Genomic DNA, 26,763 nt, shown 5'->3' on the forward strand with positions numbered 1-26,763 from the left:
TATTGAGGAGTGAAATTGAAACTCCTCCCCTTTTTCACTCTCCGATAGGTTCGTACGTCCTGACGACTTAATTGACACTTCCCGTTACAGTGACAGCCTTCTGCCAGATGATCGTACCCGTTGGAATATAAATTATTTTCACATTCACGGTATCACCGGGTCTCAATAGTTCCCAGTGGTTTCCGAGAACACCCTGCATCATATCAATACTGTAGGTTCTGGGATCCCATCCCGAAGAAGGCAGGCTTGCTACATAGGGAATCCACACATTGGGCTCCTGGTCCGGTGTAGATGGATATGGGAACAGGTATCCGGCAGAACAACTGGTTGAGCTAGTAGCCGCTTGTCCTTCCATGGATAATGAATATGAAGAACTGTAGGTACTGTTGACATAGCAAAGACCCGGAGTATATGGTATACTACTGTAAGTATACTGGAATTTGGTTGATACACCATATCCTGATGCGAACTGGTTGACGCTGAAGGTGTGAGATGTTGCACTATAACTAGCACCATAGGCCTGAGAGGAAACCGACCCACCGAATGGACGGGACAGAAACACCGTGCCGGGCTGGAGGTAGTAATTACCCCACCAGGAGCTGTTTCCTTCCGTTCCGGCCTGCACGATAGCTTCATTGCCACCGCCATCAATATTCCAGAAAACATTCCCGGCTCCTAAATTCCCACTCCTATTACCGACTCCGGGGCCATATCCATAGGGGACGGTCAGCCGCCATAAATCATATCCCATACCTCCATGGGTATCATAGATTACATTAAAGTTAACAATACCCGGGGTCGTCGTTGCACCCCCGGGGATAGTTGTCATGTTCCCCAAAGTCTTCGTCCAAGAAGTTACGATCTTCAGGTTCTGGGTAGAAATCGGGGCACTTGTCGATGTAACTGTTCCCTTGAAGTAACTGTTTTCCCAGTTTCCACTGTTGGCAATTTCGAGGTCCATCGCGAGGGACGGTGCCTTGTTTTTGTTATAACTGCTGACAAAACCACCGGAAAAACCACTTACCACTGCAGCAATGATGATCACCACAACGAGCATCAGCATCACGCCCACTACTGGTGAAACTGCACTATCACCCGATTTTCTTCTTACCTCCCGTCTGGCAAGCGAATAATTGAACGAGCAATTCTTCGAATGTATCTGCATTTTTTTACCTCTTTAAAAAATTAATTTTCCTCTCCCCCCCTTATGGACCAACTTTCACATTGGTCTCTGAGATAAGTTTCCCATCCGTGGAATCGATTTCCAGGAAGAATGACTTGCCGATATCGTTTACCGTAGGAGAGGAAAGGCTCGTACCCTGCCCCCCAAGACTCTCATACATCACCGTCATGTCCCCTGTATCATTGCTATACATGGTCTGCCCCGGCTCCCAGACGGGTATCTGTACGATACCGTTGGGCATAGCCCATGCCTGCCCGGCAGCGTTAAAAATCAACGATCTGTTGAGGGTAACTCTCTTCATGGTTCCCGAGTACCCGCCATTCTCCGCATCGATTCCCCGTACCACGAGATAAATATTCTGTAACTGCAATTCATCGCCGCCAGCATGATACATCGTAAGAGTACCTGCCCCTACACTGTACGTTGCCTGGATCGTTGCCTGAGGGGCTTTGCTGTTGGAATTGATCAGTCCGCCGGCAAAACCGCTGACAATCGCTGCAATGATGATCACTACGACAAGCATGAGCATCACCCCTACAACGGGTGAAACTGCCCGGTCATTTTCCCGCTTTTTTTCTGTATAACTCATGATACTGATCCCTCCAATGGAATAGATCCCTGCCAGATCGTCTTACCTGAGGGTATATGGATAATTTTCATGTTCACAACGTCACCTGGCCTTAGAACATACCAGTTCGGCCCGAGGACAGCCTGCATCTGATCAACACTAGCCGAGCTTAATACAGCACCGTTGGCAGTATCCGTTCCATAGAAATACGAATATTGCGTCTTTAATCCATACCCCACCGAAAAGTTCGAGCCAGTATATGGGGCGGCACCGAACGGTTGGGCAAACATGACTGTTCCTGCCTCGAGGTTGTAATTACCAAACCAGGTAAAATTTGTTATCCCAATTGTTCCGATACTCGACATCCCCGTCGCACCCAATCCTTCATAGGGCGTGCCGTTGGAGACTTCAGTACCATTCATACCAACGCCGGGACCGTCACCCTGCGGGCAGACACATTGCCATGATGGGGGCGATGTTGGCGATTGAGTACTGCCATCATAACTATTGGGTTCAGTAACGTACGAAACATTGAAATTGGTGACACCGGGCGTTATGGTTGCACCACCAGTGACAACCTGCCCCGGATTTACTGTTTTACTCCAGGAGGTTATGATTTTTAGATCATTGGTTCGAATCGGTGCGCTGACTCCGGTAACAGTGGCCTTGAAATAGCTTGTGGGATAATACCCGCTGTTTATAATATGAACATCCAGCGTAAGCTGGGGGGCGACCGGTGTCGTTTTTACGAGTCCGCCGGCAAAACCGCTGACAACTGCTGCAATGATGATCACGACCACCAGCATCAGCATTACGCCCACTACCGGAGATACTGCATTTTCATTCTGCTGTCTCATGGTTTCTCTCCCTTTTGAGATGACTTAATTTTCGTTAGCCTGACCCGGCAGTTATGGCTGGATGGTAATATCTGTCGAAGAGATCAGGTCACCCTTGGTATCCCCGACCATCAGCGTGAAGGTTTTCCCGATGTTGGAGCTGTTGCTGATGCAGAGATCGGGACGGCCCGCATTATAGAGGGTCGGCTGGAGGGACTGGCAACCAGAATTGGTCCCAGCGATGTAGAGAGCCGTTCCGGGCAGGAAGGCGGTAATGTTGTACGCTCCTGAACTGGTTAGCAGAGAATTCCCGTTGATATCCGTGATCAGAGATTGGTTAAGTACCTGCGAAGTCTTCTGCTTCAGGTTGATCCCGAACGTATCACCGTCATATATAGTGAATACGGTCGTTGTCAACGGGACCGCGTCACCACCCGAATGATCGATTTCCAGACCGTTCGATACACTGAATTTTCCGGTGATCGATGCCTGAGGTACCTTGCTTACCCCGCTTACTGCGCCACCGGCGAAGGCTGATACTATGGCAGCGATAATAATAGTAACCACGAGCATCAGCATTACACCGACAACCGGCGAGACTGCATTTTCAATTGTATTTTTCATTTTTATGCCCCCGTAACTACTACATCCTGCTGGAAAATGGCCTTACTCGTGGGTGTATAGATGACACGGACTGTCACTACATCTCCCGGACTTAACTGTTCCCAGCCGCTGCCAAGAACCGTGTACATCGGGCTGGTGGAACTACCACTACCGACATAGCCGGCATACGTGGATGAAGGTTCAGCAACCAGCCCGGTTCCTTGAGTGAGTGTAAAATTGCCAAAGGTCTGGTTAGCGGTATAAGTGCCAGCGATGTTCTGAGTTCCTGAAACTCCAGGTCCAAATCCAAACGGTGCCCCGTTAAGCGTCGAATTCCCACCACTCATAAACCCTTTTCCTACAGCGGGCCAGCCATTATACTGACCTGCCGTTGTCCAAGATTGGCTCTTCATCGTTGTGGAATATGAAGTTGTCAGGATCAACTTGCTCGTGGAAACGGGAGCACTGATACTGGTAACAGTTGCAGAGAACATTGTAGTCCCATAATTTCCCGAATTCGCAATCTTTACATCCATGGCAAGGGTCGGGGTCTTCGTATTACTGTTTGACCCTATCAGCCCACCAGCAAATCCGCTGACGACCGCCGCGATAACGATGGTTACCACAAGCATCAGCATCACCCCGACAACCGGCGAGACAGCCTCGTCGCCATTTTTTCTCGATAATCTCTTCAGATAATGCATGTTCATTTCCTCTGATCATCAGACCGTTGTGCAGTGGTGGATCAATTTCATGGGATCAAACCACCATGCCATCATTCACATTGTAAAAGATTATATTTAACAATTGTCATTTGTTAACGTATTTTTATTAATTGTATTGTATTAACACGGATCACGATACGGCAGAGCGAGAACAAACTAACAAGAATGCAGGAGAATCGATTCCCGGCTTTATTCAGGAAGAACTGCAATACTACCGTGGGCGGGCGATAATGGCAGACCCCGGCCGGCAAGGGCAGGAATAATTAACCCGCAGGGATTACCTGATCACCGGTTATCACGTTGAGAACTGGAAAGGCCCGGGACGCATTAGAGGGATCCGGTCCTGGAGTGAATGGGGAATACGTATGATACTTGTCGATGCCAGATGTACCGTTCTGCCGGAGCGGAAGGGCGATTTTATCCGGGAGACCCAAAAGATCATCCCGGTAGTGCAGAGGGAGGCCGGGTGCACCCGGTACGAACTGTTAGCCGATGTTGGCGACACGGGGGTATTCCATTTTATTGAAGAATGGGAGAGCAGGAAACATCTCGATGAACACCTCGCGCAACCCCATATGCAGGAATATTTAGGAAAGACCGCACCCTGGTATTCCGCCCCTGCCGATCTCACCCTGTACGATGTTCTCGGATCGCAATCTGGTACGCCCGGCCACTGATTGGGCCCGGGGCCCGCGAATGCCGTGCGTTCACCCGGCCCAGGTATTCATACAGACCGGGACAAACTATCCGTTCAGGAATTACAACCCGGGCCACCCGCCATCCACCTCCTCCCTTCCACCGTTGATATACCCCATACCGGAGAGGAGGGCGAATAACCCGGAAAATATATCTGTACTTTAATGTAGTACTGCATCATTACTATCAGGTTAATGACTGATGTCCTGCAGATACGCCAGGAAAAACGGGATACTCTCGATATAGTGTACTTTTCCGGCAGGCTTGATACCAACACCTCTCTTGAAGCAGATGAGACCCTCAAACGGCTGATCGCATCCGGAGGCCTGCGGATCATTCTCAATCTGGGAAATCTGGACTATATCAGCAGTTCCGGCCTCCGGGTGATTATCACCGCTTTAAGAAATGTGAAAAAGATGCATGGCGACCTGAAACTTGCCTGCATGAAACCGGCCGTCAGAGAGATCTTCCAGCTGACAGGGTTCAACCGGCTTTTCTCAGTTTATGACACTGAAGATGCGGCGATCCAGAGTTTTTCCTATGTTAACCTCGATGAGAACGAGCAACGGATCATGGATGCGGTCGTTTCAACGCTGGATATTGAGGAGGAACGACAGAGGGCGGAAAGGAACCTGCAGCTTTCAGAAAACATGTACCGGGCCATATTCGAGAACACCGGCACTGCGATGGCCATCGTAGAGGATGACCTGACCATCAACCTGGCAAACACCGAATTTGCCAGGATGGTGGGATACAAAAACGAAGAGTTCACGGAAGTATTCAGCCTGTTATCGTTTGTCGTCCGGGACGATCTGGCCATGGTAACAGAATTCCACGATCAGGCCCGGAAGGATACCGAAGACCATCCAAAACACTTTGAATTCCGGCTCAAGGATCGGGGAGGCAATGTCAAAAACGTGTACGTGATCCTCGATATGATCGAAAAGACACCACGCAGGGTATATTCTCTCCTCGATATAACAGAGCTGCGGAAGATAGAGGAAGACCTCCAGCATGAACTGATAAGAAATGAGGAATTCTTCATCCTCACCGCACATGAACTGCGGACACCGCTTCAGCCCGTCGTAGGATACCTGCAGCTGGTTCTTGAAGATCCGGATTCATTTGGCCTGAACGCGGATGGAAAAGCGATCCTGGAAAAATGTTTACAGAATATCGATCACGTCCGGGAGAGCATCGAGCATATCATAAAACTAAGCGGCCCGGGGTACGGTCCGGAACAGATCCTGCCCCGGTTCAAGCCCCAGTACCGGTTGATATCCCCGCGACAGCTGCTCATCTCGTATATCATGATTATCCGGTGTTCCAGCGACATTGCAGTGGACATCCAGGTACGGGACGATCTGAAGATCAACACGGACAGTGAATACTTTTTTTTGATCATCCAGAGCCTCATGGTTACGGCCATCCGGTATTCCACGTCACCGGCAAAAATCGAGTTCTCGTATTATGATGATGAAATCAATCATTATTTCACTCTCAGAAACGGCAGTGCAGTTATTGCACAGGAGATCCTCCCCAATCTGTTCAGGCCCTATCATGTGGGCAATGAATCAAAGCTTTTGAGAAAATCCGGGTTTATCGGCCTGAGCCTTCCCGTGGCAAAACAGATGGCGGAAAAGCTTCAAGGGGATATTACCGTCACGAGTACTCCTGAAACAGGAACCCTGTTCACGCTGGTACTGCCCAAGTCCAGCGCTCCGGAGTAGTTCGTTTTTCCTTTTTTACCATTCCGGTCTTTCCCGTCCGGGAACCACAATGCAGACAGGGGGTCACTCCGATGCAGTACCAATCCGCTGGTAAGGAAACTGCCAGGGTGATCCCTATTCCTCGCGGGAAAGCATAGGATCATCGGAGTCCCGCATTGGCGGTGTGCCCGGGGGACGGTGACAGCGCCCCACGCGGGCTTCAACTGGTGGAGCAGGGCTGAACTCCGGCAACCGAACCGATAATCCAAAAGCGGTGCGGGACTCACCCGGATAAAAATACGGTATTCTCCCCCTTTCAACGGTTCTCCTGCAGGAACGAAACGATCCGTTCCTGAACTTCATGGACCTGCGGCGAGATCCATGCGCAGAAATGGGATCCCTCCCGTACCCAGAGCCCCTCGGCTCCGGGAATGGTATCGCGGGCATATACGCCATGGTAAAAGAGGACGTCGCTGTCATGCGTGCCGTGGATAATAAGTGCCGGGCACCGGATCTTCCCGACCGGGAGATCGGGGAGGGTGGCGAGCTGGGCCATATCGTTCTCGACACCGGCCTTCCTCCGGGAATAATCCGACATCGAGCGTACAAGCCGGAGGAAAAGGCGCAGCTGGTGGGGATCGTGCATCGCTGCCTCGACCTTTTCGTCAATCTGCGCCGGCAGGAGAGGGGACTCCTCCCTGATGAGTTTATAGAGCATCTTTTTGGGAAATGCGTCGAGAAGAAGCTCGTGAGCTTCTCGCCCGGACCGCTCAGGAATAATGCCTCGGTGACGGCGTTCGCATTGGCCGGCATCAGGTATTTCGAAACGACCGCATCGGCGGCCACGAGCGCAGTGACCCGGACGGGATACCGGATGGCAAACACGTAGCCGGACACACCGCCGGCCGACCCGAAAATGACCAGGACCTTGTCGATCCCGAGACTGTCGAGCATCGCCGCGTACAGGTCGGCCCGTTCGGCCGGGGTCTTCCCGGAGGTAAGCGGTGTCCCAAGATATCCCGGCCGGCTCAGCGCAAGGATCGAGAACCCTGAGTCGGTCAGCCAGTCAAAGGAAAGGAGGGACTGGTCATACCCGCCAGGCCCCCCATGAATGCCAAGGACAACCGGGCCATCCCCGAGGCGGGCGTACTCCACCGTTCCCTTTGCGGTTTCAAGAGTCCGGTTCAGGGCGACGAGTTCGTCCTGCCGCTCAATCTTAGCCATTAGCCATTGCGGGAAGTCGGACGCGAACAGGGCATCGCAGGGTTCCTGCTTCAAGGTCGTTTGTTGAATCCCGGCTGTGAAAAGTCTTTTGCCGGCACCCCGGGTTTTCAAGACAATAATGTATCCCCGGGATCACGGGGTTTCCGGGTTTGATCGTTTCCGCGAGATTAACGAGGATATGCACCAGACAATCGTGACGGTCTCGCACGAAGACTGGCACAAGGACTATTTCCACCGTATTGTCCAGCTCAGGGACGGTAAGGTCATCAGCGACGAAACAGGCCGGACTGATACAGGGTACAGCGCCTGACACGAGTGCGGACCGGCCCTCCCTTGTGATCCATGCATTATTTCCGTTTCCCCGGCCCACATTCCGGTTACTGATATGTCTGGTGAAAAACGCGATTTTGATAGCGCGGCAGCAACCTGGGACGAGAACCCGGGCCGGGTAAAGATGGCGCACGATGTGGCGCGGGCAGTTATCGGGACGGTACAGCCGGGACCGGCAATGGACGTGCTGGACTTCGGGTGCGGGACGGGCCTTCTGACCCTTGCGCTCCAGCCCCATGTCCGCACGATCACCGCGGTCGACAGTTCTCAGGGAATGCTCGATGTGCTGGACACGAAGATCCGGGCGCAGAAGATCGCAAACGTCCGGACCCGGCTCGTGAACCTGGAAAAAGGGGACACGCTCACGGGGCCGTTTGACCTCGTGGTGAGCAGCATGACCTTCCACCACATCCGGGACACCGGGATGCTCCTCGACCGGATGGCCGAGATCCTCAAGCCCGCAGGAAGGATTGCCATTGCCGACCTCGATTCCGATGAGGGGAAGTTCCACGACACAAACGACGGCGTGTTCCATAACGGGTTTGACCGGCACATGATGATGAAGTCATTCGAGGCCGCCGGTTTTTCATCGGTCCGGAACCGGACTGCCGCGATGGTGAGAAAGCCCGGCCCGTCCGGGGAGATGCGGACGTTTACGGTTTTCCTGATGACCGGGAAAAAGGGTGCGTGAGCGGGAAGAGCGTGGACTTTTTTTAATTTTCTCCATCGTTACGGACACCTGTGCTCCTATGCCGTCATGAGCCGGGTTTTTACGGTCTGAACAAACCGCAGTATCCGGGCCGGGCGCCATGCCCGGCAGGATCCGGAACCCTGCCGGATTTTTGTATCAAAGGGAGAGATTCAAGAGGCCGCAAAGACGATTACACATGGAATGAAACTCGGTGTTCTCTGTTCCGGGGGCAAGGACTCGTGGTTCGCCTGCCATCTCGCGATGCAGAAAGAAGAGGTCGCCTGCCTCATCTTGGTCCGGTCCAAAAACGAAGAGAGCTACATGTTCCACACCCCCAACACCCATCTCGTGCCGCTGCAGGCAGAGGCTGCGGGGCTCCCGCTCGTCGCGGTAGAGACAGAGGGGATCGAGGAGGCCGAGCTTGCCGATCTCACCCGTGCCATCCGCCTTGCCGTGGAACAGCATGGTATCGAGGGCGTGGTGACCGGCGCCCTCCTCTCCGTGTACCAGGCTACCCGGGTCCAGCGGATCTGCCGGGACCTCGATCTCTGGTGTTTCAACCCGCTCTGGTACACGGACCCGGAGCACTACATGAAAGAGCTGATCGCCACCGGCTTCCGGGCCATCATCACCGGCGTCTTTGCCGCACCGTTCTCCGCGGACTGGCTGGGAAGGGAGATCGACCGTGAGGCTCTTATTGACCTGCAGCAGTACGTGCGGTCGGACCGGATCACCCTCACCGGTGAAGGCGGGGAGTACGAGACGCTGGTCGTGGATGCGCCTCTCTTTGCAAAAAGGATCGTGGTTCTTGAGTCGGAAAAAGAGTATGCGAATTTCCGGGGACTCCTGCGGGTGAAGCGTGCCGTGCTGGAGGCAAAATGATCCTTCTCGTGGATCTCTCGTGGAAGGCCTGCTCCCTCTCCCGGGCCGAGTTCGTGGGTCCGGTAGCAAGGATCGTTTCATGCGCCGGGCATGAATGGCGCGAGGCACATTTTTCCGGAGTAACAAGCAAAAACCTCGAATGCGCCGACGGGATCATCCTGTGCGGGACGGCGTTAAAAGACAACCACTTTGCCATGCAGGTACAGGAATTTTCGTGGCTCGAAGACATCCGAGTCCCGGTCCTTGGGATCTGCGCCGGGATGCAGGCCCTCTGCCTTGTGCACGGGGGAGCCCTCCGTCCGGCGTGCGAAATTGGGATGACCACAATCCGGGTCACTCAACCTGATCCGCTCCTTCCCGACCGGACGGAGTTTACGGCCTATGAACTGCACTCCTTTGCCTGCGACCCGCCGCACGGCTGGGTGGTGACCGCGGTCTCGGACCGGTGCGTCCAGGCTGTCCGTCACCCGGACCGGCCGCTTTCCGGCGTCATGTTCCATCCCGAGGTACGGAACGATGCGGTAGTGGAACGGTTCTGTGTACGGTGCCGGGAATAATGTTCCCTCATCCAGAAGGTTTTTTTCGTTCCCTCAATATTACCAGATCTTACCGTGCGGAAAGGATGGGGGAATGGGGTGTGCCCGCTAACTGCGGTACGATCGCACCATTTCACCCACCCAACCGGAACGAACCGGGGGGGAAGTGGTAGAAATACTCCTCGTACATCTCAGAGAGAGCAGCGTCCCGGGGAGGGATATACGGTTTTGGCGTGTACCCGAGAGCCTTACGGATTTCCTGCCGGACAAAATACGGGCGGCGGGAGACCATGGCACGCTGGTCCTTTACCCGCACGGGCAGCCGGTGGATATGCCGGTGGCACAAATCACAGACCACGAGGATACGTGCCGAGGGATCACGCACCATCTCCCGGTACAGGCGCCGGGAGATCCGGTGGATCTCGAGCAGCGGGAGGGCGAAGTATCCGGAGCAGAGTTCGCAGGTCCCCTCAACGGCAATCTTGATCTTTCTTTCCTGCACCCGGGTGAGCCCGGGACATTCGGACACCCGCATACAACCTCACTCTTCCCCATAAGATCTATAAATTATTATCACAAACCTTGTTTTGCATGTTTGAATCAGGCAAACCCCCTGTTGTAGAGAATACGGAAGAGAACCGGCAGATCTGCAGGAAATACTGTACCATCTGCCAGAACTACAAGCGCCATTCGCTCGAAAAACACCAGCCGACCGAGCTCTTCTGCGGCTGCGGGACGTCCAGTGCCCAGAATATGAAAGAGATCGGCTGCTTCTGCCCGGCCTGTCCGCTTTTCACGAAGTACCACCTCCGTGGCGGATATTTCTGCGTAAGAAGGTAGAGAGATTATTTTAATCCTTTTGTTTTGATCATTTTCCCGGGTTTTACATTGGACCGCCCGGTATCCGGATTGCAGATGGGGCATACCTGTCCGGGAGGTTTTCATGGGCATGGAACTGACCGGAACGGATTGCGGCCGATACCATGAAAAAAATCCACAGGAAGCATATTATCCTCATCATACTATCACCCCTTATGAAAAGCAGTGAAAAAAAAGTCGAGGATACGGAAGAGAACCGGCAGATCTGCATGAAGTACTGCGGATCCTGCCCTACCTACAAGCACAACTCCCTTGAAAAATTCGAGCCCGGTGCCCTCTTCTGCGCACGCGGGACATCATCGGCTCCATCAGTAAAAGAGGTCAACTGCTACTGCCCTGCCTGCGAGATCTTTGACAAGAACAACCTTAACATCGGGCGCTTCTGCAACCGGCATTAGGGAGGCGGGGTGTTACCTGCGGGTGCGTCACAGGGAAGATCACAATGCAGTCTTCATCCGGGGGCATGCCGCCCGCCACAGAGCGAGGGAGAGATCCTCTCCCTCCCCCCTCAAAAGAACGAGGAGCGAACATACAAAAAAACCGGACAATAAGGTTGATGCCTTCATCTGACCTGGTGATTCCTGCAGCACCAAAGGAAAAAATTCAGGTTATTTTATCCTGGCATATTCCTCATCCGTTACAGGTTCCAGCCATTCAGGTTCTCCTTTTTGTGGATTGGTACTGATCGCGATATGGGTAAACCAGCTGTCCGATGCAGCACCGTGCCAGTGTTTTACCTCAGGCTGGATTTTTACCACATCCCCCGGGCGAAGCTTTCGGATCTTCCGGCCTTCTTCCTGGTAATATCCCTTGCCGCGCCCGTGATAAGCAGGATCTGGCCGCCGGGATGTTCATGCCAGTTGTTCCGTGCGCCGGGTTCAAATATTACGTTGAACACCGGGCAGTGAAACGTGCTGTCATCGGGAACCAGAACCCGGAGCCAGGCTGTGCCGATGAAATGGTCGTTTGCGATCTTTTCCCCTTTCGGGAAGATTGCATGTTCTCGCAAAACTTTTGATTTCTCCATACGTTACCTCCTTAACAATTCCGGCATAAGGGGGTGCCTGAGGTTTTCAACACTGTTTGAAGGCCTTCCGCGCCATGGCGACCCTCTCCTCGAATCCGGGCCCTTCAAGTTCCTTTACCACGGATTCGAGAAGCATCGGGATATCAAGGTGCTGGGGACATTTCTCCCGGCATTCCCCGCATTGCACGCACAGGGATGCAAACTCGGGAGTCCCGAGAGCGACTGCCCCGCCCAGCCGTGCGGCGTACATGAATTTTTCCCCGTCTGCATTACCGGTCAGGTACAGGTTGTTGTACTCCTCGAAACAGAGCGGGATATTCACCCCCGACGGGCAGGGCATGCAGTACCGGCAGCCGGTACAGCCCACTTTTAAGAGTTCACGGTACTTTTTCTCTACCCTTTGTACCAGCTGCAGTTCTGCTTCGTTCAGCGAATGGGGGTACGCTTCACCGGCAACCCTGATATTCTCCCGGATATGCGACTCATCGTTCATCCCGGAGAGGACGACCGTGACATCAGGATGGTTCCAGATCCAGCGCAGGGCCCATTCTGCCGGGGTCCTCTTTACCGGAGCCTCGTCCCAGATCTCCTGTACCGCCGGCGGCACATTCCGCGTGAGGTTTCCTCCCCGGAGGGGCTCCATGATGATGACCCCAAGACCTTTTGAGGCGGCGTAGAGAAGGCCCTTTGTACCCGCCTGGTTCTTCTCATCTAAGAAGTTGTACTGGATCTGGCAGAAGTCCCAGTCATAGGCATCCACGATCCGGCCAAAATCCTCTCCGGCTCCATGGAAGGAGAAACCCGCGTTCCTGATGCGACCGTCCGCCTTGGCCTTGTCCAGGAAGTCAGCCACGCCCAGCTTTTCGACATTGTCCCACAGCTCGCCCACAAGGGCATGAACGAGGTAATAGTCGATGCGGTCGGTCTGGAGTTTTGCGAGCTGGGCATCCAGGAATGTATCCATATCCTCCCGCTTTTCGATTAGCCAGGAAGGGAGTTTGGTGGCGAGCCTGACTTTTTCGCGGTACCCGTCAGCAAGGGCACGGCCCACGAACGGCTCGCTCTGTCCCCCGTGGTAAGGCCAGGCCGTATCAACGTAATTTACGCCGTGGTCGATGGCGTACCGCAGTTGCATTGTAGCCCGTTCTTCATCGATTGAGCCATCCTCTTTTACGGGAAGCCGCATGCACCCGAACCCGAGGATGGAAAGGTTGTCCCCGGTTTTTGGCATTTTCCTGTACAGCATTTTTTTCACCCGGTTTTTTACTTTCTGTTGATCAGCACTCGTTTCCTGACAGACGGATCCGTCACGTTTTTGCGTTCATCCCGATGTCACGCAGCCACCCGGCTACCTCATCGTGTGCATTTTTTACATCGCCGCCATGAATAGCAAGACCATCAGGGACGGTTGACTGCGGGCACATTTTTCTGATATCTGCTACACTCTGCCCAAGGCCGCTTCCCTCGTGCGTGCAGAACGGCGCAATGGTCTTTCCGGAAAAATCATAGTCCTCCAGGAAGGAACATACCGGCATCGGCATCGTTCCCCACCATATGGGATAGCCCAGGAAGATTACCTCAAAGGATGCCATGGTGTCCACATGGCCGGTAAGCTTCGGCCGGGCTTTGGTGCGAAGTTCCTGCCGTGCAACCTCGGTGGTTTCCGTATAATCTTTGGGATACTCCTTCACCGGTTCGATATGAAACAGGTCGCCACCGGTCATTTCATGGATCATCTTCGCCACGAATTCCGTGTTACCGACCGGCAGGTTCACGATCTGTCCGTTGACATAGTTATTTCCTGCACGCGAAAAATACGCGATCAGGGATCTTGTGTCATTTCCATTCATGGTTGCCGTTTTCATGGATGCGTTCCTCCGACAGGAGTTTTGGTCCCCCGATCGAGTACAGCATATTCCTCATCCGTTACGGGTTCCGGCCAAATGGTGTCGCCCGCCTGGTACTCATACGTTCTTTCCCATCTCATATGCCTGATCCATTGCCGTGCTTCCCTTGTGGTCCCCGGTGTTCTCAGCACCGCCCCCGTACTTACTCCATAATGATGCATTCATTCCCGGATAAAATTCGTGAATATGGGTTTTTCCCTCTTCGGAATCTGCACACCGGCCTGAAGACCCGCCTCCTTACATTTGAGGAAGAACGCCATGTTCCGTGCAAGAATGCGCATGGTCTGCAGGCCTTCTTCGTCCTTTTTCACATCTTCCGGCTGTGCCCCGTGAACCATGTTCCAGTAGCGGGACGAGATGACGGGCATCTCCGAGATGGTGAAATACTTGTTGAGCTGGTCGAAGGCGGTCGTTGTTCCCGCCCGGCGCGAGGAAACAACCGCGGCCGCCGGTTTTAAGGCAAATGTCTGCCTGCCTGACTGCAGGTCTGTGTAAAATGCGCGATTCATAAAGGAGGTCATCGCACCGGATGCTGCGGCGTAATGCACCGGTGATCCGAAAACAAAACCGTCTGCATCCTTTGCAATGTCAAGGAATTCGTTGACCGTGTCGTCAAACATGCAGCGCCCGGTTTTGGCACACGTCTTGCAGGCCGTACAACCGGCAAGCGGCTTTATGCCAATCCAGAAAATTTCCGTTTCGATGTCTTCTTTGTTCAGGGTTTTTGCTACTTCATTAAGAGCAGTCCATGTGCAACCCTTCTTGTGCGGGCTGCCGTTTACCAGAAATACCTTCATTCCCATACCTCCCGGATATTTTTCACACTCTTTTTGACTCTGTCCACTCTGTTCAATATCGCCCGTGTTACTATACGATATATAAATCATGTATGACATAAATAGTGAGTACAAACAAATATGTTACATACTGACAGGTTTGATACTATGGCAGCCCCGCCGAAAAAATACAAATACAGTTGGCCAATCGAGGCGACCCTTGACGTGATCGGGGGCAAATGGAAACCGCTCGTCATCTACCAGCTCAAGGACGGGACGCTTCGGTTCAACCAGATCGTAAACAGGGTCGAACCCCGGATCACCCAGAGGATGCTCACCAAGGAGCTCCGCGAACTGGAAAAAGACGGGCTTGTCAAAAGAAAGGTGTACGCCCAGGTCCCGCCGAAAGTGGAATATTCGCTCACAAAAAAGGGACAATCCCTCATCCCGATTCTCGACCAGCTCTGCGACTGGGGATCCGAACACATGGGGGATGACATCGAGTTCAGGTGCGAAGAATAGAGGGGGACGGCCCCGGAACCAGCAAACCCGGAAAAAAGAGCAGGGCATCATCCCAATCTATATCATCCTCGCAAAAAAACAGGGGTATCATGGCATCTCCCCATTACTGGATCATTGTTGCATCCCGGGAACACGTCATGCTCGGTGTCGCCGGCGGATTTGCGCAGGCCGGACACGGGAAACGGTCCGGTCTTTCCCGAATGCATGCCGGGGACCGGATCATTTACTATTCTCCAAAAAAGGTGTACGGGGAAGACGAACCGCTCCATGCGTTCACGGCTCTTGGCGAGGTATCCGATGAGGAGATCGTCCAGGTTGAGATGTCGCCGGATTTCAAGCCGTTCCGGAGAAAGGTGCAGTACCAGCAGACCGGTGTCGTAAAGATCGAGCCGCTGATTAACGACCTGGATTTCATCCGGAACAAGAAGTCATGGGGCTATGCGTTCCGCTTTGGCCTGCTCGAGATACAGAAACCCGATTTCGACCGGATTGAAAAGGCGTTTGAAAACAAGGAGTGACCGCCCGGCCGGTCCCCCGGTTGGGCTTGTCGGTTTTTTTTTAGTGCGGAGCCGACCTGTCATGTTTTTCGCAGATATACCTTTATATCATATGGCATCGCATCCTCGAACTGATCGGTATGATACGGGATGCTTTGTGTATTGTTATATTCCTCGCTCTCATCGTTCCTGTTGTGGCAGATTCCTCTTCACAACCATGGAGCTGGAGTAATTACAGCGGGACGACCATGTGGCAGGTGACGGTCACGGAAGATCAGTCAGCATGCAGCGGGCCGGTTTTGACAAACCAGTATTCTGTCCCGATCCAGTTCAGTGCCGGGAGTGCCGTGATGGGGGATGTCGGGCACGGGTCGGCAGGAGGGACATTTATCTCCGGTAACATCCTTCACATTCCCTCAAGGAGCGTTGCCGACCCGCCGGGATCTTCTGACCTGTCGGCGTACGATGTGTACTTCACCACGGATTGTTCCGCGTTCGCTGCAAAATACAGCTGGGACTACACGGGCCCGGACGGCGACTGCAGCGGCACAACCGCGCTCGCCGGGGCAAACAGCAACGGGTGCCCCGGGTCCGGTGCAACCACGACGAATTCTGCGGCCACACCGACATCTGCAGAGGCCGGGGTCCCGGTTATCCCGTCGGTGGCCCCGGCATCATCGACCTACCTTTCTTCTGATATTGCCGCAGCACGCTACGATTTCAACAATGATCTGGCTGTGCGCCTTGATCGGGATACCATCACCCACCAGGTCCAGGCCGGGCAGATAAGTCCGGCTGATGCAAATGCCAGGATCTCCCAGGATACCGCCCAGATCAATGCGATGGAACAAAAAATCGAAGGGGAGTACAAGGCGATCCTGTCCAAGGACTCCACCAATTTTGATGCAAATGCCGACCTTGCTGAACTGAAAAAGACCCAGGGGAAATGGGATGAATTTACCCTGTACATGAACGCCGCCCTCGCCAATACTGCGGTCTCCGAGAGCAGGGCGCAGGATATCAAAAACCAGATTGTGAGGGAAAATAACATGGGGACATGGCCGACCCCGGATAACAGCATCCTTATTGAGACGCTCGGGCCTGACGTCCGCACGTCTGCGCAAAACGTCTATGGGCAGAACCTCCAGACTGAGGCGACCGGGACCGTCGATCTGAACAACCTGAGGTACGTCTTTACCTACCAGGGTGGGACAGATTTCTTAAAAACGCTGGGCTCCACGGGAGGGCAGTAACATGAAGACGTCAACACTAGCGAAAACAGCGGCCCTTTCCCTTGCAGCCATCCTCTGGATATTCCTCATGGTACTGGCTACCGGCTGTGTATCGAATACCGGAGCATCTCCTGCGGCCGGAAACCCGAGCCCGGAACAGGCCGCGTTCATTGCTGCAGCAAACAAATGCAGTGAAACGAACATGACCGCCACCGGGATTGCCGGGACGTTTACCTATTCGGTGTCTTCTGACTGCACGTTCACAAAGGCGCTTGTTCGCTTAAACGAGAGCGAATCGCAGGGGATGAAAACGATGCTTGAGGGAAAAAATATGACCTGCGTCTATACCCCGGGGAATTTTGATCCCCGGTGGGTGACATCCCTTGTGGGGGGAATGGAGTATTGTAACGGCGATCTCAAAGACGCTCTTGCGAAACTGATCATATTTACGACATAAGGGGTCTGGGAGCCCCCCGCCATTTTTCCTGCCGTCGTATAAAAATATCCCCAAATCACCGTTTTCCCGGCCAAAATGCGCCCATAAAACCGCCGGATTCCGACCCCCTCCGGAAACGGCCATAATGGCCTTCCGGTGGCCGATCTCCCTTCGATCGGGCCAAGGTAGGCCGGAAACGAAAAAAACGGCCATTTTGGGGATCCGAATCAGGGGGCAAATACAGGTTATTTTTTCAAAATGGCCCTGTATAACCGACTTCCGGATGGCCCAAAAATCCGGGCATTTTGCGGGGTTTTCCGGAGCTGGCTGGAGGCAATCCGGGGCCATATAGGGCGTATTTTGGAGGTGGGAAAGGGGAGATTGCGGACGAACTCCCTAATCGTGATTAGTACTAATCATGATTAGGGTGCAACCTTCCGAAGGTGCCCGCGCTCGTAACACTCATCAAGACGTGTCAGGGGATTCACCTTCGAGCGTGATAGACTGTTTCACAAACGACCGGTAAAACGGTTCATCAGAACTTTTCAGCCCGGCAATTTTCTCTTTTGTCAGGACCAGGACACGGGCTTCGGCAGAAACTGCACGCGATACCTCCCGCTCAAGTTCTGCGACCACGACCCCCGTCGGCAGGGTTTTTACGCACGCCCAGAGGTCGACATCGTTCTCCTCCGTATTTGTCCCAAGAGCCCAGCTCCCGTAGATCCCAATACCGGATGCCCATGCCGGTTTTTTGAACGCGGCGGCGACGAGATCGATATTGAGGAGGCGTTTTACTGCGACCGTCACCGGGGAAAATTTCAGCCGGTAGGTGCGGTCGGTCCGTTCGAGCAACCCTTCGCGTTCGAGCAGGGCGAGGTACGGGGAGACAAGTCCTTTTGACAGGCCGGTCTTTGCGGCGATCTGCTGCACGGTGCATGCCGGTACGAGGAGGGCGGCACGGAGCAGGATGACGCGTTCCCCGGTCCGGAAGAGCGCGGAGAGATCATGCAGTCGTTCGTTCATAGTCCCTGAACTATTGGTTCACGTTCCGTGAACAAAATGTTTGCGATCCGTGAACAAAGGTTTGTGTGCAGGGTACAGATGCCGGTTCGCAGCTGATTGCTATAAATTGACAGATGTCGGATAATCGAAGAGATATAAAAAAATGGAGTTGAAGGATTATGGAGATAGTACCGGGAATTCACCAGGTCGATGGTGTAAATGGTAATTGTTTCATTATTGTTCGGGATGAGCTAACACTTATCGATACGGGAATGCCCAAAAACAGCGCAAAAATTGTAAACTATATTCAGGATATTCTTAAACGTAAACCTTCAGACATCAAAACGATCGTCCTGACACACTTTCATATTGATCACGTGGGCGACGCTTTCGATCTCAAAAAACTGAGCGGTGCGAAGGTGGCCATTCACAAAAAGGATGCGGACTACGTTGCCGGCAGAAAAACCCCGCCTGTACCGAGTGGTGTTAAGGGAATGATCGTTAAAGTCCTCATGCCCCTGTTGTTCAGATCAACGCCTGTTGAACCGGATATACGGCTCAACGACGGTGACACCATCGCTGGTCTCACCACCATTCATACGCCAGGACATACACCGGGAAGTATTTGTCTTTTTGATCCGGCATCGAAAATTCTGTTTGCCGGGGATCTGTTGAGGTTTAACGGCAGTAAAATCGAAATTGGGCCATTGCCCTTAGACACAGGTGAGGTACAACAATCAATCAATAAAATCGCCGCACTTGATTTTGACATCATGCTGTCGGGACATGGAATACCTCTGAGACCCGATGCATCGGTAAAGGTCCGGGAGTTCGCAAAGAGAAATACTTGAAAAAATGGATTTTCGTGAAAATGAAAATGAAGATTATGAGAATATTTGAAGTGTGTCCTGGATAGTGAAACGGGGGCTGTTTTCGCCACCTTGTTTATCCCATCCGGCATCCGAAAGGCCAAAAAAACGCGAATACGAGGATAGTATTTTCCGGAGGTGATCTTTCCATAACGGCCTTTTTCGTCCCTGCCCCCACCCCCGGCACCTCCGGAAACCCGGGGCCAGTACAGGCCCGCTATATTGCAGGTTTAAGTGGCCTTCTTTTTGCCCGGTTTTGCAAAATACTCCCAAAATGCCATTTCTTCCGTGGGCGTGGACATCATTTCCTGTGGAGCCGGAAAACGGGATCGCCGGATTAGCAATCCGGGGCCGTATCGGGCGTATTTGGGGTATGCTTTTCCGGGCCGCCGGATGAGGGGGTATGTGACCACTTACCCTCCCCACTTCTTTCGATCGAACCAGGGGCCACCCCTCTCCACCCCAAATTTTTTCATGAGGGGATCCGGAATCGGTTTTGAGGTTGAAACAGGGTATTCTCACTCCCTGCCATACCGATCAACTCACGATAGTACCCGGGATCAAATGATTTCGGGATACTACAACTCTAAAGCCGAATGCAAAAGTTGTCTTGATAAAATCTCCCAAAATCTCCAAAACAAAAACTTTAAAAATGGCTAAATTTCACTTTCCAAGTATGAGGGACGGAGCGATTACACGAAGACGTGTGCTTGTCGTTATCTGCGTAGCACTGCTGATAACGGCTTCATTGCTAATAATGGCTTACCTGTCGGCCGTTTCACAAGCCGACTACAATAAGGGCTACGAGATTGGACTGGAAGCCTATACCTACGGCCTGCCACTGCTCGAGACCAGCACGACGTTTGAGACCATGACCAGCATCAACGTCTCGGACGGTGCGTTTGGTCCGGTCAACCAGTTCAACAACGTGCGCACCTTAAACAACCCGGGAAGCACGGTGGTTGTGGCGCCGGGCTCGAACGGGCTCTCGTCGATCGCATGGCTCGATCTGAGCAAAGAGCCACAAGTCCTCCATGTGCCTGAGGTACAGAACCACTTCTTCGTCCTCGCCCTGATCGACCCCTACACCAACGATCTCCAGAACTTCGGCAGCGTCCACAACACCCCGCCTGGCGATTACGTCATCGCCGGCCCCGGCCAGCAGAATGCGCCTATCCCGGCGGGAACCCAGCATATCAATGTTGACTATAACCGCATCTGGATAATAGGATCAACTCAACTGAAAGGTACTAGCGACCTCGCAACTGTTAACCTCATTCAGGATAACTACACGCTGACGCCATTGAACCAGTACGGGACGAACTACCAGCCGGAGAACGTGACGAATCCCAACACGACCGTCCAGTACTATCAGATACCCGGCGGGCTCGATTTCTTCGATATGCTCGGACAACAGCTCAAGGAGTTTCCACCGCCGGCGGCCGACCAGCCCGAGCTCGCCAAGTTCGCGGAGGTTGGGATCGGACCCGGGATGGCACCCTCACATAACGTGCACCTGAGCAAAGACACCGTCCGGGGTCTACAAGACGCCGTAGCCGCCGGCCCTGCGCAGATTAAAAACGACACCCAGACCCTGTTTCTTGCCAGCTTCGACCAGCACAACGGCTATCTGGTTGGAGGTTTCGGGCAGTACGGGACCAACTACCCGCTGCGTGCTGTCGTAAGCCAGGTTGGGCTCGGTGCCTTTACCTCCGACCAGGCGATTTTTGCCATGAGCTGGGCAGATCGCAACAAAAAGCCGCTCAACGGATCAACCAACTACGTCCTGCACATGGCATCTGCTCCGCCCGTGAACGAGGGCTGGACGCTTACCGTCTATGACCTGAAGGGAGCCCTGATCCCCAATCCGATCAACCGGTTCGAGTTCAGCGACACGTCGCAGCTTACAAACAACACCGACGGCTCGGTGGACCTCTACCTGCAGTCCACACAGCCGTCGGACCCGGCTCAGGCAAACAACTGGCTGCCAACCGCAAGCGGACAGGGATTCGAGGTTATCTGGCGACTCATGGCTCCCCAACCGGCCGCGATCCCCGGCATCCTCAATGGCACGGGCTGGCAGCCACCGGCAATCACCGCAGTGCCGTGATCGGCAAAGGATGAGCATAGCATAGCCCCTCATTTTTTCCGGAGGGGGTCACACCTCCCCCAATATTTTTTAAAAGAGGGATCACCCCCCCTCCTTGGTGCGTGAATGTAGAGGTACCCGCCCCCCTTCCAGCAGAAGGTAACGGCTCCGAAACCATAATGGAGACTCGGGAACAACACACTGTATCATGACTGCGCAGGCCGCATCCCGGGTGACGAAAGGCCATCCTGCTCCAAAAAAACCGGCGAAATCCGCTGGACACGAGGACACCGCAAAGGACGCCCTGTATGCAGTAGAGGAACATTCGCTTTCGGGTTTTCCTGGGAACGAACCGGACCTCTATACGGTTGCCGATATCAAAGTGCGATACCGATGAAAGCCTCCATGACTCCGACCCATGTTCGGTTCACGGGCAGAAACGTAGTAACACTCCAAATGCCGTTATTCGTTAAGTCCCTAAAAGACAGATGCTCTATTCATTGCCTTGTGATCCATGAACCGCAATTCAAATCCTTTGCCTGAAACCCCGCCGGAACCTGTACGGGGTTACCGGGAGCTTCTCGATGCCTCCATAACAGATGCCCTCAGGCAGGCCCTCCGGATCATTGCAGCTGATCCGGCGCTTGTGGTTGCGGGGACAAGGATCCTCGCGTGGCAGAACAAGGCTGCTGCAGTCCGCAGGGCTCATGAAGCGGAGGGGCTCCCGGTCCCGCCCGTTCTGTTCGTGAGCGTGACGTCGCAGTGCAACCTTGCCTGCCGCGGGTGCTATATGCGGGGCACCCATGCCGGTCCGGCCCGGGAACTGGATCCCGGACGCCTCTCCTCGCTTGTCCGTGAAGCATCCGGACTCGGCGTCTCCATCATCGTTTTTGCCGGGGGTGAACCCATGATCCGGAGAGCGGAGATCGCCGGCCTGGCACGTTCATATCCCCGGATTCTCTTTGCGGTTTTTTCAAACGGCCTTTTGATCGATGATGCGGCCGCACGGGAACTTGCCGGAACAAAAAACATCATTCCCATGATCAGCTTCGAAGGGTTCCGAAACGAGACCGATGCCCGCCGGGGTACCGGGGTGTACGACCGGTTGCTGGAAGTCTGTGCACGGCTTAAACAAAACGGCATCTTCTTTGGCTGTTCGGTCACGGTCACCCGCTCCAATGCCGATCCCGTGACCTCCGACCTGTTTGTCCGGGAGATGCTCGCCACCGGTGTCCGGGTCTTTGTGTTTGTGGAGTACGTGCCCATCGAACCGGGTACTGAGGCACTGGTGCTCGATGACAACCGGCGCACGGCGCTGTACGAGCGTATCGCTCTTTTCAACAAAAAATATCCTGCACTTTTCATCGGTTTTCCCGGAGAGGAGAATGCCTTTGGGGGCTGCCTTGCGGCCGGAAGGGGCTTTCTCCACATCAGCGCTTCGGGCGATATCGAAGCCTGCCCGGCGGCGCCGTTCTCTGATACGAACCTGGCACAGGTCTCCCTCCGCGAAGCCCTCCATTCCCCTCTGCTCTCCCGGATCCGGTCACACTATCATCTTCTCACCGAAACAAACGGCGGATGTGCCCTCTGGACGAACCGGGAATGGGTAGAGGGACTGCAAAATGAAGGGCGGAACTGCGACGAGTGATGACACCGGCACACAATGAGGAAATGATCCATGCTGCGGAGCCGGATTGCTGCGATCATAAAGAAGCCCCGGGCCGTCCGGGAAATGCACGGTTTCCCTGATGACCAGAAAGAAGTGGGCGTGAAAAAATTCCGGGAAACCATTATCGCGGAGTATTCAGGAGCAGTTCAATCCGTCCGATAAACCTGTGGGCATCGGCCACGGCCTGCCTGACCTCTTCAGGGGTCGGGCGGGCATCAAGGCTGTACTGATCGTCCTGCCTCAAGCCCTCATGTGATCGAACTGCAGTACCCACATATCTTCCAGCAGTCCCGCTTCCCGGTAGGATTCAAGATACACGCCAATGCAGTAATGGCTTTTCTCCCGGATCCCGTCACGGATGAAAATCGCACGTGCTGCATGGAAATATCCCATGTATGCAGCCATGAGGGCAGATCGTACCGCGCCTGCATCGCAGTCATATTCGGCCTCCGTCACCCATTCACGGGCCTGTGCGATGGATTGCATAGCCTTCCCGGTGGATGGCGCAACCTTCCGCAGGGCCCCCCATCCAAGATGAACCCTGCGGTTGGCCGGACCATTGCATTCGGGTGCCTGTTGGCCGTCATTGATCGCGGCTGTTGACTGAATCCATCCGGATATCGCCCATCCCCCCGGCTTCCAGTTTTCGCGATCGTTTCATGCCCGCCCTTCGATTGTGATGAGGGCAGGTGGAAGAGGAGCACGTGAAGGCGATGGCGATGGTACCGATGGTGAGTGCGGAATCATCTTCCGGGATGACTGTTGTTACAACACCTCAACAGGATAATGATTCATTGAATGCTGGAACACTCCAGAAAGTACCAGCTTTCCAACCCGGCATCAATGACAAATTATCTTACAACGAAGAACAGCAATTATTAAAAAAATATGTTCCAACGCCCTCAGTACCTGAATCTGAGATGGCCCAAGTAATCTTCTCAAAAACATGGTTCACGCAAAATGATAAAGATCCCCAATCAGACATGGTTCAATTGACATTTCCGGTAACCTGGTTGAACACACCAGATGTCAGTGACAATGAAGCGATTGTCATGCTTCGGGTTCCGAAAAAAATGCTCGAACTTGATGATACAAATTCTGATTCAGGTATGATTACTGTCTCGTATCCGGAAACAATGTTTGAAGGATTTTCAAATCTGAACGAGAAAGATGTAACATTACAGGAACGACAGAAAGCATCCGGAATAAATCTACAACATTCTGGTAACCAATCTGCACTCAATCTCCAGAAAAACCAAAAACCGGCAGGGACAAAGAGCATTGACAAGCAGGTCCGGGCATGGTATCAGCGGGATACCGGTTATTCTGTTACTAAAGTTACCGGACACATGGATCCAACCTCATATTCAAATTCGGGAGAGACATTCCGAAATTACGACGAACGGGAAATTTATCTCGATCATAGCGGAGATATAATTGAATTTATTACTGATTTTACAGATTCCGGAGGAGTATATGCATGGGTAGCCGTTTATGACGAAGGAACCTGGTCAACAGCATGGAACTGGCTGAAAATTGATGTCACAGGTACACTTCAGGAGATTGACTATCGTCTCTACATAACCAACGGAGTATACGATGTATTCCTGCAAGATACATCTTCGGGATTATGGTATCAAAAATCTTACAGTGATACAGATAATCCATCAACAAGAGTAGATTGGCTCGTAGGATCTACAGAAGTTGATACTGTCGGAGGCATCTCGAATTATTTCAGAACAGAAACAAATGCGATACGTGATGACAGTACATATGCCGGAGGCAGCTGGTACAGCCCCCAGACCACATTTGACTGGAACAGCTATAGCAGCGATGAGCAATATGTGTATATAAATGCCTGGTTTGATGGTTCCGGAAGAATTAATACCCAACACATTACTGGTCAAAATTATTAGATACATCTTTTTTTTAGGTATGGATTCCTATGAGATTTAATAAATTTATATATCAACTGGTGATAGTGAGAATGTTATGTAATCATGAATTTATTGGTAAAAATATCAGATTAATTCTATTAACTGGCCTAATCCTGTGCGGGAGTGCATTTATGTGTGGATGCATTCTGAAAAGCCCGTCCTCTGATGGTATATCAATGGAGAAACTGAATCAAACTACACCCGATATCAATATCGTTTCCACAAATTGGAACAACTCCGACACGAATGTAACAAATCAGACATCTACAATGTCCATGAATCGATCCGGAAATCAGTTGATTGATGAAGAATCCACCCCGGTTCCACCGGTTGCAACAACACCAATACGGGTTTAACAAATCTGATGTTCACACAGGTATTCATGAATCTGAAAATTATATCATAACAAGAGCAGCCCCACTCGATCGCGAGTGTGGCGTAGGGGTGCCGGACCGGCAATCGCGTGGCGTTTGATACCGCTGCGATTTACATAATGGGGCTCAGCGGATGCAATCGCAACAGTCAGAACGAGGGTTTTACAAATTTGCAGTGTACATTGCCAAAAAAAGAAAGTTTTACCTAGGAATAAAGGAGTGTGTAATTCGATGGAAAAATTAAAAATAAACGCTTATTATCTGGCGGTTCTGGTTTGCCTGGTTATTCTGGTAATTGCCGGAAGTTATTTTGTTTACAATACGTATCGTCCGTCAGAAAATCTTCACCAGGACCAACAGCAGGACCTTACCCTTCAGCCAACACCCGTTACTCCAGCACCGGCTCAACCGGCCTCCCCGGCCGTACCGATAACCGGTTCCACGCAGGATCCCGTGTCCCGGTGCAATCCTCAGGATGCCGAGCCCCGGGTCCCTGTTCCGGTCGATACGTCCGTCCCGATCCAGGACCCGATGCCCGGAATCCGGTACTCCCTGAACGAGAGCGAATCCGGCAGGACTATCGTGCTTGAGAAGGGGGAGATCGTTGAGATCAACCTCCGGTGGGCCCCGGGAGTTGCCTGGAGCTGGAATATACCGGTCTCCGGGTGCGGGCTCGAGTTGGTAAATGACGGATACTATGACACCGGTACCGATTTCTGGAATACCTCCGGCCATTACCGGGCCCGGTACCGGGCGGTCAGTCCCGGGAGATCGTTCATTGACGGGACATTTGGCGCTTCTCCCAGCGGCATTGCAAATGGGGCTCCCGAGTTCAATCTTACCGTGATCGTGAAGTAGACCCGGCACAACAGGAGCCGGCCCGAGCAGAGACCCCGACGAAGCGGCCGAGCGACTCCTCGCGTAGTGAGGTAGGGAGGGATCCGGCAGGGGACCCGGCAGTTCCTTCTCTCCATTGGGGGCATACCCTGCCCGGCCCTCGCCTCTCCAGATATCCAATCCAGCCCTTTTACGGCCCCGGATTACCCCGCCGGACACCACTTTTCCGGAATTACCTGCAAAAACGGGTACGCTTTTACACACTTTTTCCGAAATCGCCAGATTCTTGCGATTACGGGAAAACGGGGCATTTTACGCGGGCGTGTAGAACGCTATTGTACGCTTTTGGGAGGCAGAACTCAGGGCCGGGTGGAGGGCAGTGGGGTCAAATGAAAAGAAGGGCTGTTTTCCGGACCGGTTTTAGGGCTCCCTCATACGGGTCAGGTGCATTGGCCGGGTCGATGACCTGTGACAGGTTGGGCGAGGTGGCGGGGAATGCACTAGTATATAGGGGGAGAGAGGGTGATCCCCCTCCCCCTGTGTGCGTGAAGGTGGGGGGTACCCACCCAGATTACCTATGCGAATATGTGAGAGTTACACGCCCTGGTTTGCCACACTCCGGTGCCGGATATAATATACGACCACTTCGCGGGATTCGTGGAGCACCCGGTAAATAATCCCGCTCCATCGAAGAGCTCGGAGAACTCTTTTTAGCTTTTCCTTTTGA

General features: G+C 53.2%; 33 protein-coding genes and 1 pseudogene. 19 read left to right on the top strand and 15 right to left on the bottom strand.

What is annotated here, in order from left to right; genetic code table 11:
• Positions 1-67 precede the first annotated feature (67 nt).
• Genes ACLQMU_RS12285 through ACLQMU_RS12305 form a run of 5 tightly spaced genes read right to left on the bottom strand, consistent with a single transcriptional unit; the run spans position 68 to position 3,894 of the window.
• Complete coding sequence (locus tag ACLQMU_RS12285) at positions 68-1,165, bottom strand: type IV pilin (RefSeq protein WP_422150377.1); 1,098 nt, start codon at positions 1,163-1,165, stop codon at positions 68-70.
• Positions 1,166-1,205: 40 nt separating this feature from the next.
• Positions 1,206-1,772, bottom strand: a complete 567-nt coding sequence (locus tag ACLQMU_RS12290) for a type IV pilin N-terminal domain-containing protein (protein WP_424039179.1) — start codon at positions 1,770-1,772, stop codon at positions 1,206-1,208.
• A complete protein-coding gene (locus ACLQMU_RS12295) occupies positions 1,769-2,608 on the bottom strand; it encodes a type IV pilin (protein ID WP_424039177.1) in 840 nt (279 codons plus the stop codon). The genes ACLQMU_RS12290 and ACLQMU_RS12295 overlap by 4 nt, the downstream gene beginning before the upstream one ends.
• A gap of 51 nt (positions 2,609-2,659) precedes the next feature.
• Complete coding sequence (locus ACLQMU_RS12300) at positions 2,660-3,211, bottom strand: type IV pilin N-terminal domain-containing protein (protein ID WP_443673729.1); 552 nt, start codon at positions 3,209-3,211, stop codon at positions 2,660-2,662.
• Positions 3,212-3,213: 2 nt separating this feature from the next.
• Positions 3,214-3,894 (bottom strand): type IV pilin, encoded by a 681-nt coding sequence (locus ACLQMU_RS12305; RefSeq protein ID WP_424040594.1) that lies wholly within the window; start codon positions 3,892-3,894, stop codon positions 3,214-3,216.
• Positions 3,895-4,280: 386 nt separating this feature from the next.
• On the opposite strand from ACLQMU_RS12305, the gene ACLQMU_RS12310 reads away from it, so the two are divergent.
• Entirely contained in the window at positions 4,281-4,592 is a 312-nt protein-coding gene (locus tag ACLQMU_RS12310) for a putative quinol monooxygenase (protein ID WP_422149174.1), read from the top strand.
• 213 nt (positions 4,593-4,805) lie between these two features.
• Entirely contained in the window at positions 4,806-6,341 is a 1,536-nt protein-coding gene (locus ACLQMU_RS12315; RefSeq protein WP_424040592.1) for an anti-sigma factor antagonist, read from the top strand.
• Between the two features lie 295 nt (positions 6,342-6,636).
• Here the strand turns inward: ACLQMU_RS12315 and ACLQMU_RS12320 are convergent, their stop codons facing one another.
• The gene (locus ACLQMU_RS12320; RefSeq protein WP_422149177.1) at positions 6,637-7,038 is read right to left on the bottom strand and encodes an alpha/beta fold hydrolase; all 402 of its coding nucleotides are present in this window, start codon (positions 7,036-7,038) and stop codon (positions 6,637-6,639) included.
• A gap of 30 nt (positions 7,039-7,068) precedes the next feature.
• Between ACLQMU_RS12320 and ACLQMU_RS12325 the strand changes: the two genes are divergently transcribed.
• The gene (locus ACLQMU_RS12325; RefSeq protein ID WP_422149176.1) at positions 7,069-7,209 is read left to right on the top strand and encodes a hypothetical protein; all 141 of its coding nucleotides are present in this window, start codon (positions 7,069-7,071) and stop codon (positions 7,207-7,209) included.
• Here ACLQMU_RS12325 and ACLQMU_RS12330 read toward each other — a convergent pair.
• Positions 7,188-7,544: pseudogene (locus ACLQMU_RS12330) on the bottom strand (alpha/beta fold hydrolase); the annotation flags it as partial. The gene ACLQMU_RS12325 and the pseudogene ACLQMU_RS12330 sit on opposite strands and share 22 nt — an antisense overlap.
• A 118-nt stretch (positions 7,545-7,662) precedes the next feature.
• Between ACLQMU_RS12330 and ACLQMU_RS12335 the strand changes: the two are divergent.
• The 4 genes from ACLQMU_RS12335 to ACLQMU_RS12350 all read left to right on the top strand — a co-directional run bounded on the left by ACLQMU_RS12335 (position 7,663) and on the right by ACLQMU_RS12350 (position 10,004).
• Positions 7,663-7,854, top strand: a complete 192-nt coding sequence (locus ACLQMU_RS12335) for a hypothetical protein (RefSeq protein WP_422149172.1) — start codon at positions 7,663-7,665, stop codon at positions 7,852-7,854.
• Positions 7,855-7,929: 75 nt separating this feature from the next.
• The gene (locus tag ACLQMU_RS12340) at positions 7,930-8,565 is read left to right on the top strand and encodes a class I SAM-dependent methyltransferase (RefSeq protein WP_424040590.1); all 636 of its coding nucleotides are present in this window, start codon (positions 7,930-7,932) and stop codon (positions 8,563-8,565) included.
• A gap of 201 nt (positions 8,566-8,766) precedes the next feature.
• Positions 8,767-9,447: a diphthine--ammonia ligase gene (locus ACLQMU_RS12345; protein ID WP_422149170.1), complete on the top strand. Its 681-nt coding sequence runs from the start codon at positions 8,767-8,769 to the stop codon at positions 9,445-9,447.
• Positions 9,444-10,004: a type 1 glutamine amidotransferase gene (locus ACLQMU_RS12350; RefSeq protein WP_422149169.1), complete on the top strand. Its 561-nt coding sequence runs from the start codon at positions 9,444-9,446 to the stop codon at positions 10,002-10,004. The genes ACLQMU_RS12345 and ACLQMU_RS12350 overlap by 4 nt, the downstream gene beginning before the upstream one ends.
• A gap of 112 nt (positions 10,005-10,116) precedes the next feature.
• Here ACLQMU_RS12350 and ACLQMU_RS12355 read toward each other — a convergent pair whose 3' ends face one another.
• Positions 10,117-10,518, bottom strand: a complete 402-nt coding sequence (locus ACLQMU_RS12355; RefSeq protein ID WP_424040587.1) for a hypothetical protein — start codon at positions 10,516-10,518, stop codon at positions 10,117-10,119.
• Positions 10,519-10,574: 56 nt separating this feature from the next.
• On the opposite strand from ACLQMU_RS12355, the gene ACLQMU_RS12360 reads away from it, so the two are divergent.
• Both ACLQMU_RS12360 and ACLQMU_RS12365 read left to right on the top strand, forming a co-directional pair.
• Complete coding sequence (locus tag ACLQMU_RS12360) at positions 10,575-10,823, top strand: DUF2769 domain-containing protein (RefSeq protein ID WP_422149167.1); 249 nt, start codon at positions 10,575-10,577, stop codon at positions 10,821-10,823.
• Positions 10,824-11,017: 194 nt separating this feature from the next.
• Positions 11,018-11,260: a DUF2769 domain-containing protein gene (locus tag ACLQMU_RS12365; RefSeq protein WP_422149166.1), complete on the top strand. Its 243-nt coding sequence runs from the start codon at positions 11,018-11,020 to the stop codon at positions 11,258-11,260.
• A gap of 353 nt (positions 11,261-11,613) precedes the next feature.
• Here the strand turns inward: ACLQMU_RS12365 and ACLQMU_RS12370 are convergent, their stop codons facing one another.
• The 4 genes from ACLQMU_RS12370 to ACLQMU_RS12385 all read right to left on the bottom strand — a co-directional run bounded on the left by ACLQMU_RS12370 (position 11,614) and on the right by ACLQMU_RS12385 (position 14,593).
• Entirely contained in the window at positions 11,614-11,889 is a 276-nt protein-coding gene (locus ACLQMU_RS12370) for a hypothetical protein (protein WP_422149165.1), read from the bottom strand.
• 46 nt (positions 11,890-11,935) lie between these two features.
• The gene (locus ACLQMU_RS12375) at positions 11,936-13,135 is read right to left on the bottom strand and encodes an aldo/keto reductase (protein WP_422149164.1); all 1,200 of its coding nucleotides are present in this window, start codon (positions 13,133-13,135) and stop codon (positions 11,936-11,938) included.
• Positions 13,136-13,196: 61 nt separating this feature from the next.
• Positions 13,197-13,754 (bottom strand): flavodoxin, encoded by a 558-nt coding sequence (locus ACLQMU_RS12380; RefSeq protein ID WP_422149163.1) that lies wholly within the window; start codon positions 13,752-13,754, stop codon positions 13,197-13,199.
• 203 nt (positions 13,755-13,957) lie between these two features.
• A complete protein-coding gene (locus ACLQMU_RS12385; RefSeq protein ID WP_424040584.1) occupies positions 13,958-14,593 on the bottom strand; it encodes a flavodoxin family protein in 636 nt (211 codons plus the stop codon).
• A 147-nt stretch (positions 14,594-14,740) separates the two neighbouring features.
• Between ACLQMU_RS12385 and ACLQMU_RS12390 the strand changes: the two genes are divergently transcribed.
• The 4 genes from ACLQMU_RS12390 (at position 14,741) to ACLQMU_RS12405 (ending at position 17,280) form a co-directional block, all read left to right on the top strand.
• Complete coding sequence (locus ACLQMU_RS12390) at positions 14,741-15,094, top strand: winged helix-turn-helix transcriptional regulator (protein WP_424040596.1); 354 nt, start codon at positions 14,741-14,743, stop codon at positions 15,092-15,094.
• Between the two features lie 89 nt (positions 15,095-15,183).
• A complete protein-coding gene (locus ACLQMU_RS12395) occupies positions 15,184-15,612 on the top strand; it encodes an EVE domain-containing protein (RefSeq protein ID WP_422149160.1) in 429 nt (142 codons plus the stop codon).
• Between the two features lie 119 nt (positions 15,613-15,731).
• Positions 15,732-16,844, top strand: coding sequence for a hypothetical protein (locus tag ACLQMU_RS12400; protein WP_443673730.1), 1,113 nt, complete (start codon positions 15,732-15,734; stop codon positions 16,842-16,844).
• A gap of 1 nt (position 16,845) precedes the next feature.
• Positions 16,846-17,280: a hypothetical protein gene (locus tag ACLQMU_RS12405; RefSeq protein ID WP_422149158.1), complete on the top strand. Its 435-nt coding sequence runs from the start codon at positions 16,846-16,848 to the stop codon at positions 17,278-17,280.
• A gap of 444 nt (positions 17,281-17,724) precedes the next feature.
• On the opposite strand, the gene ACLQMU_RS12410 is transcribed toward ACLQMU_RS12405, so the two are convergent.
• The gene (locus tag ACLQMU_RS12410; RefSeq protein ID WP_443673731.1) at positions 17,725-18,282 is read right to left on the bottom strand and encodes a helix-turn-helix domain-containing protein; all 558 of its coding nucleotides are present in this window, start codon (positions 18,280-18,282) and stop codon (positions 17,725-17,727) included.
• 158 nt (positions 18,283-18,440) lie between these two features.
• Between ACLQMU_RS12410 and ACLQMU_RS12415 the strand changes: the two genes are divergently transcribed.
• The 4 genes from ACLQMU_RS12415 to ACLQMU_RS12430 all read left to right on the top strand — a co-directional run bounded on the left by ACLQMU_RS12415 (position 18,441) and on the right by ACLQMU_RS12430 (position 22,867).
• A complete protein-coding gene (locus tag ACLQMU_RS12415; RefSeq protein ID WP_443673732.1) occupies positions 18,441-19,112 on the top strand; it encodes an MBL fold metallo-hydrolase in 672 nt (223 codons plus the stop codon).
• A gap of 694 nt (positions 19,113-19,806) precedes the next feature.
• Positions 19,807-21,240, top strand: coding sequence for a DUF1254 domain-containing protein (locus tag ACLQMU_RS12420; protein WP_443673733.1), 1,434 nt, complete (start codon positions 19,807-19,809; stop codon positions 21,238-21,240).
• Between the two features lie 187 nt (positions 21,241-21,427).
• Positions 21,428-21,616, top strand: coding sequence for a hypothetical protein (locus tag ACLQMU_RS12425; protein ID WP_443673734.1), 189 nt, complete (start codon positions 21,428-21,430; stop codon positions 21,614-21,616).
• 117 nt (positions 21,617-21,733) lie between these two features.
• Entirely contained in the window at positions 21,734-22,867 is a 1,134-nt protein-coding gene (locus ACLQMU_RS12430; RefSeq protein WP_443673735.1) for a radical SAM/SPASM domain-containing protein, read from the top strand.
• A 142-nt stretch (positions 22,868-23,009) separates the two neighbouring features.
• Here the strand turns inward: ACLQMU_RS12430 and ACLQMU_RS12435 are convergent, their stop codons facing one another.
• Together ACLQMU_RS12435 and ACLQMU_RS12440 are read right to left on the bottom strand one after the other, a co-directional pair.
• Complete coding sequence (locus tag ACLQMU_RS12435) at positions 23,010-23,132, bottom strand: hypothetical protein (RefSeq protein WP_422149256.1); 123 nt, start codon at positions 23,130-23,132, stop codon at positions 23,010-23,012.
• Positions 23,129-23,374 carry a HEPN domain-containing protein gene (locus ACLQMU_RS12440; protein WP_422149255.1) on the bottom strand — a complete coding sequence of 82 codons (246 nt, stop codon included), beginning with the start codon at positions 23,372-23,374 and terminating at the stop codon, positions 23,129-23,131. The genes ACLQMU_RS12435 and ACLQMU_RS12440 overlap by 4 nt, the downstream gene beginning before the upstream one ends.
• A 203-nt stretch (positions 23,375-23,577) precedes the next feature.
• Between ACLQMU_RS12440 and ACLQMU_RS12445 the strand changes: the two genes are divergently transcribed.
• A complete protein-coding gene (locus ACLQMU_RS12445) occupies positions 23,578-24,804 on the top strand; it encodes a hypothetical protein (protein ID WP_422149254.1) in 1,227 nt (408 codons plus the stop codon).
• Between the two features lie 626 nt (positions 24,805-25,430).
• Complete coding sequence (locus ACLQMU_RS12450; protein ID WP_443673736.1) at positions 25,431-26,057, top strand: hypothetical protein; 627 nt, start codon at positions 25,431-25,433, stop codon at positions 26,055-26,057.
• Positions 26,058-26,763: the final 706 nt, after the last annotated feature.

It is taken from the genome of Methanoregula sp. (assembly GCF_052325125.1).
Taxonomy (GTDB): Archaea; Halobacteriota; Methanomicrobia; order Methanomicrobiales; family Methanospirillaceae; genus Methanoregula.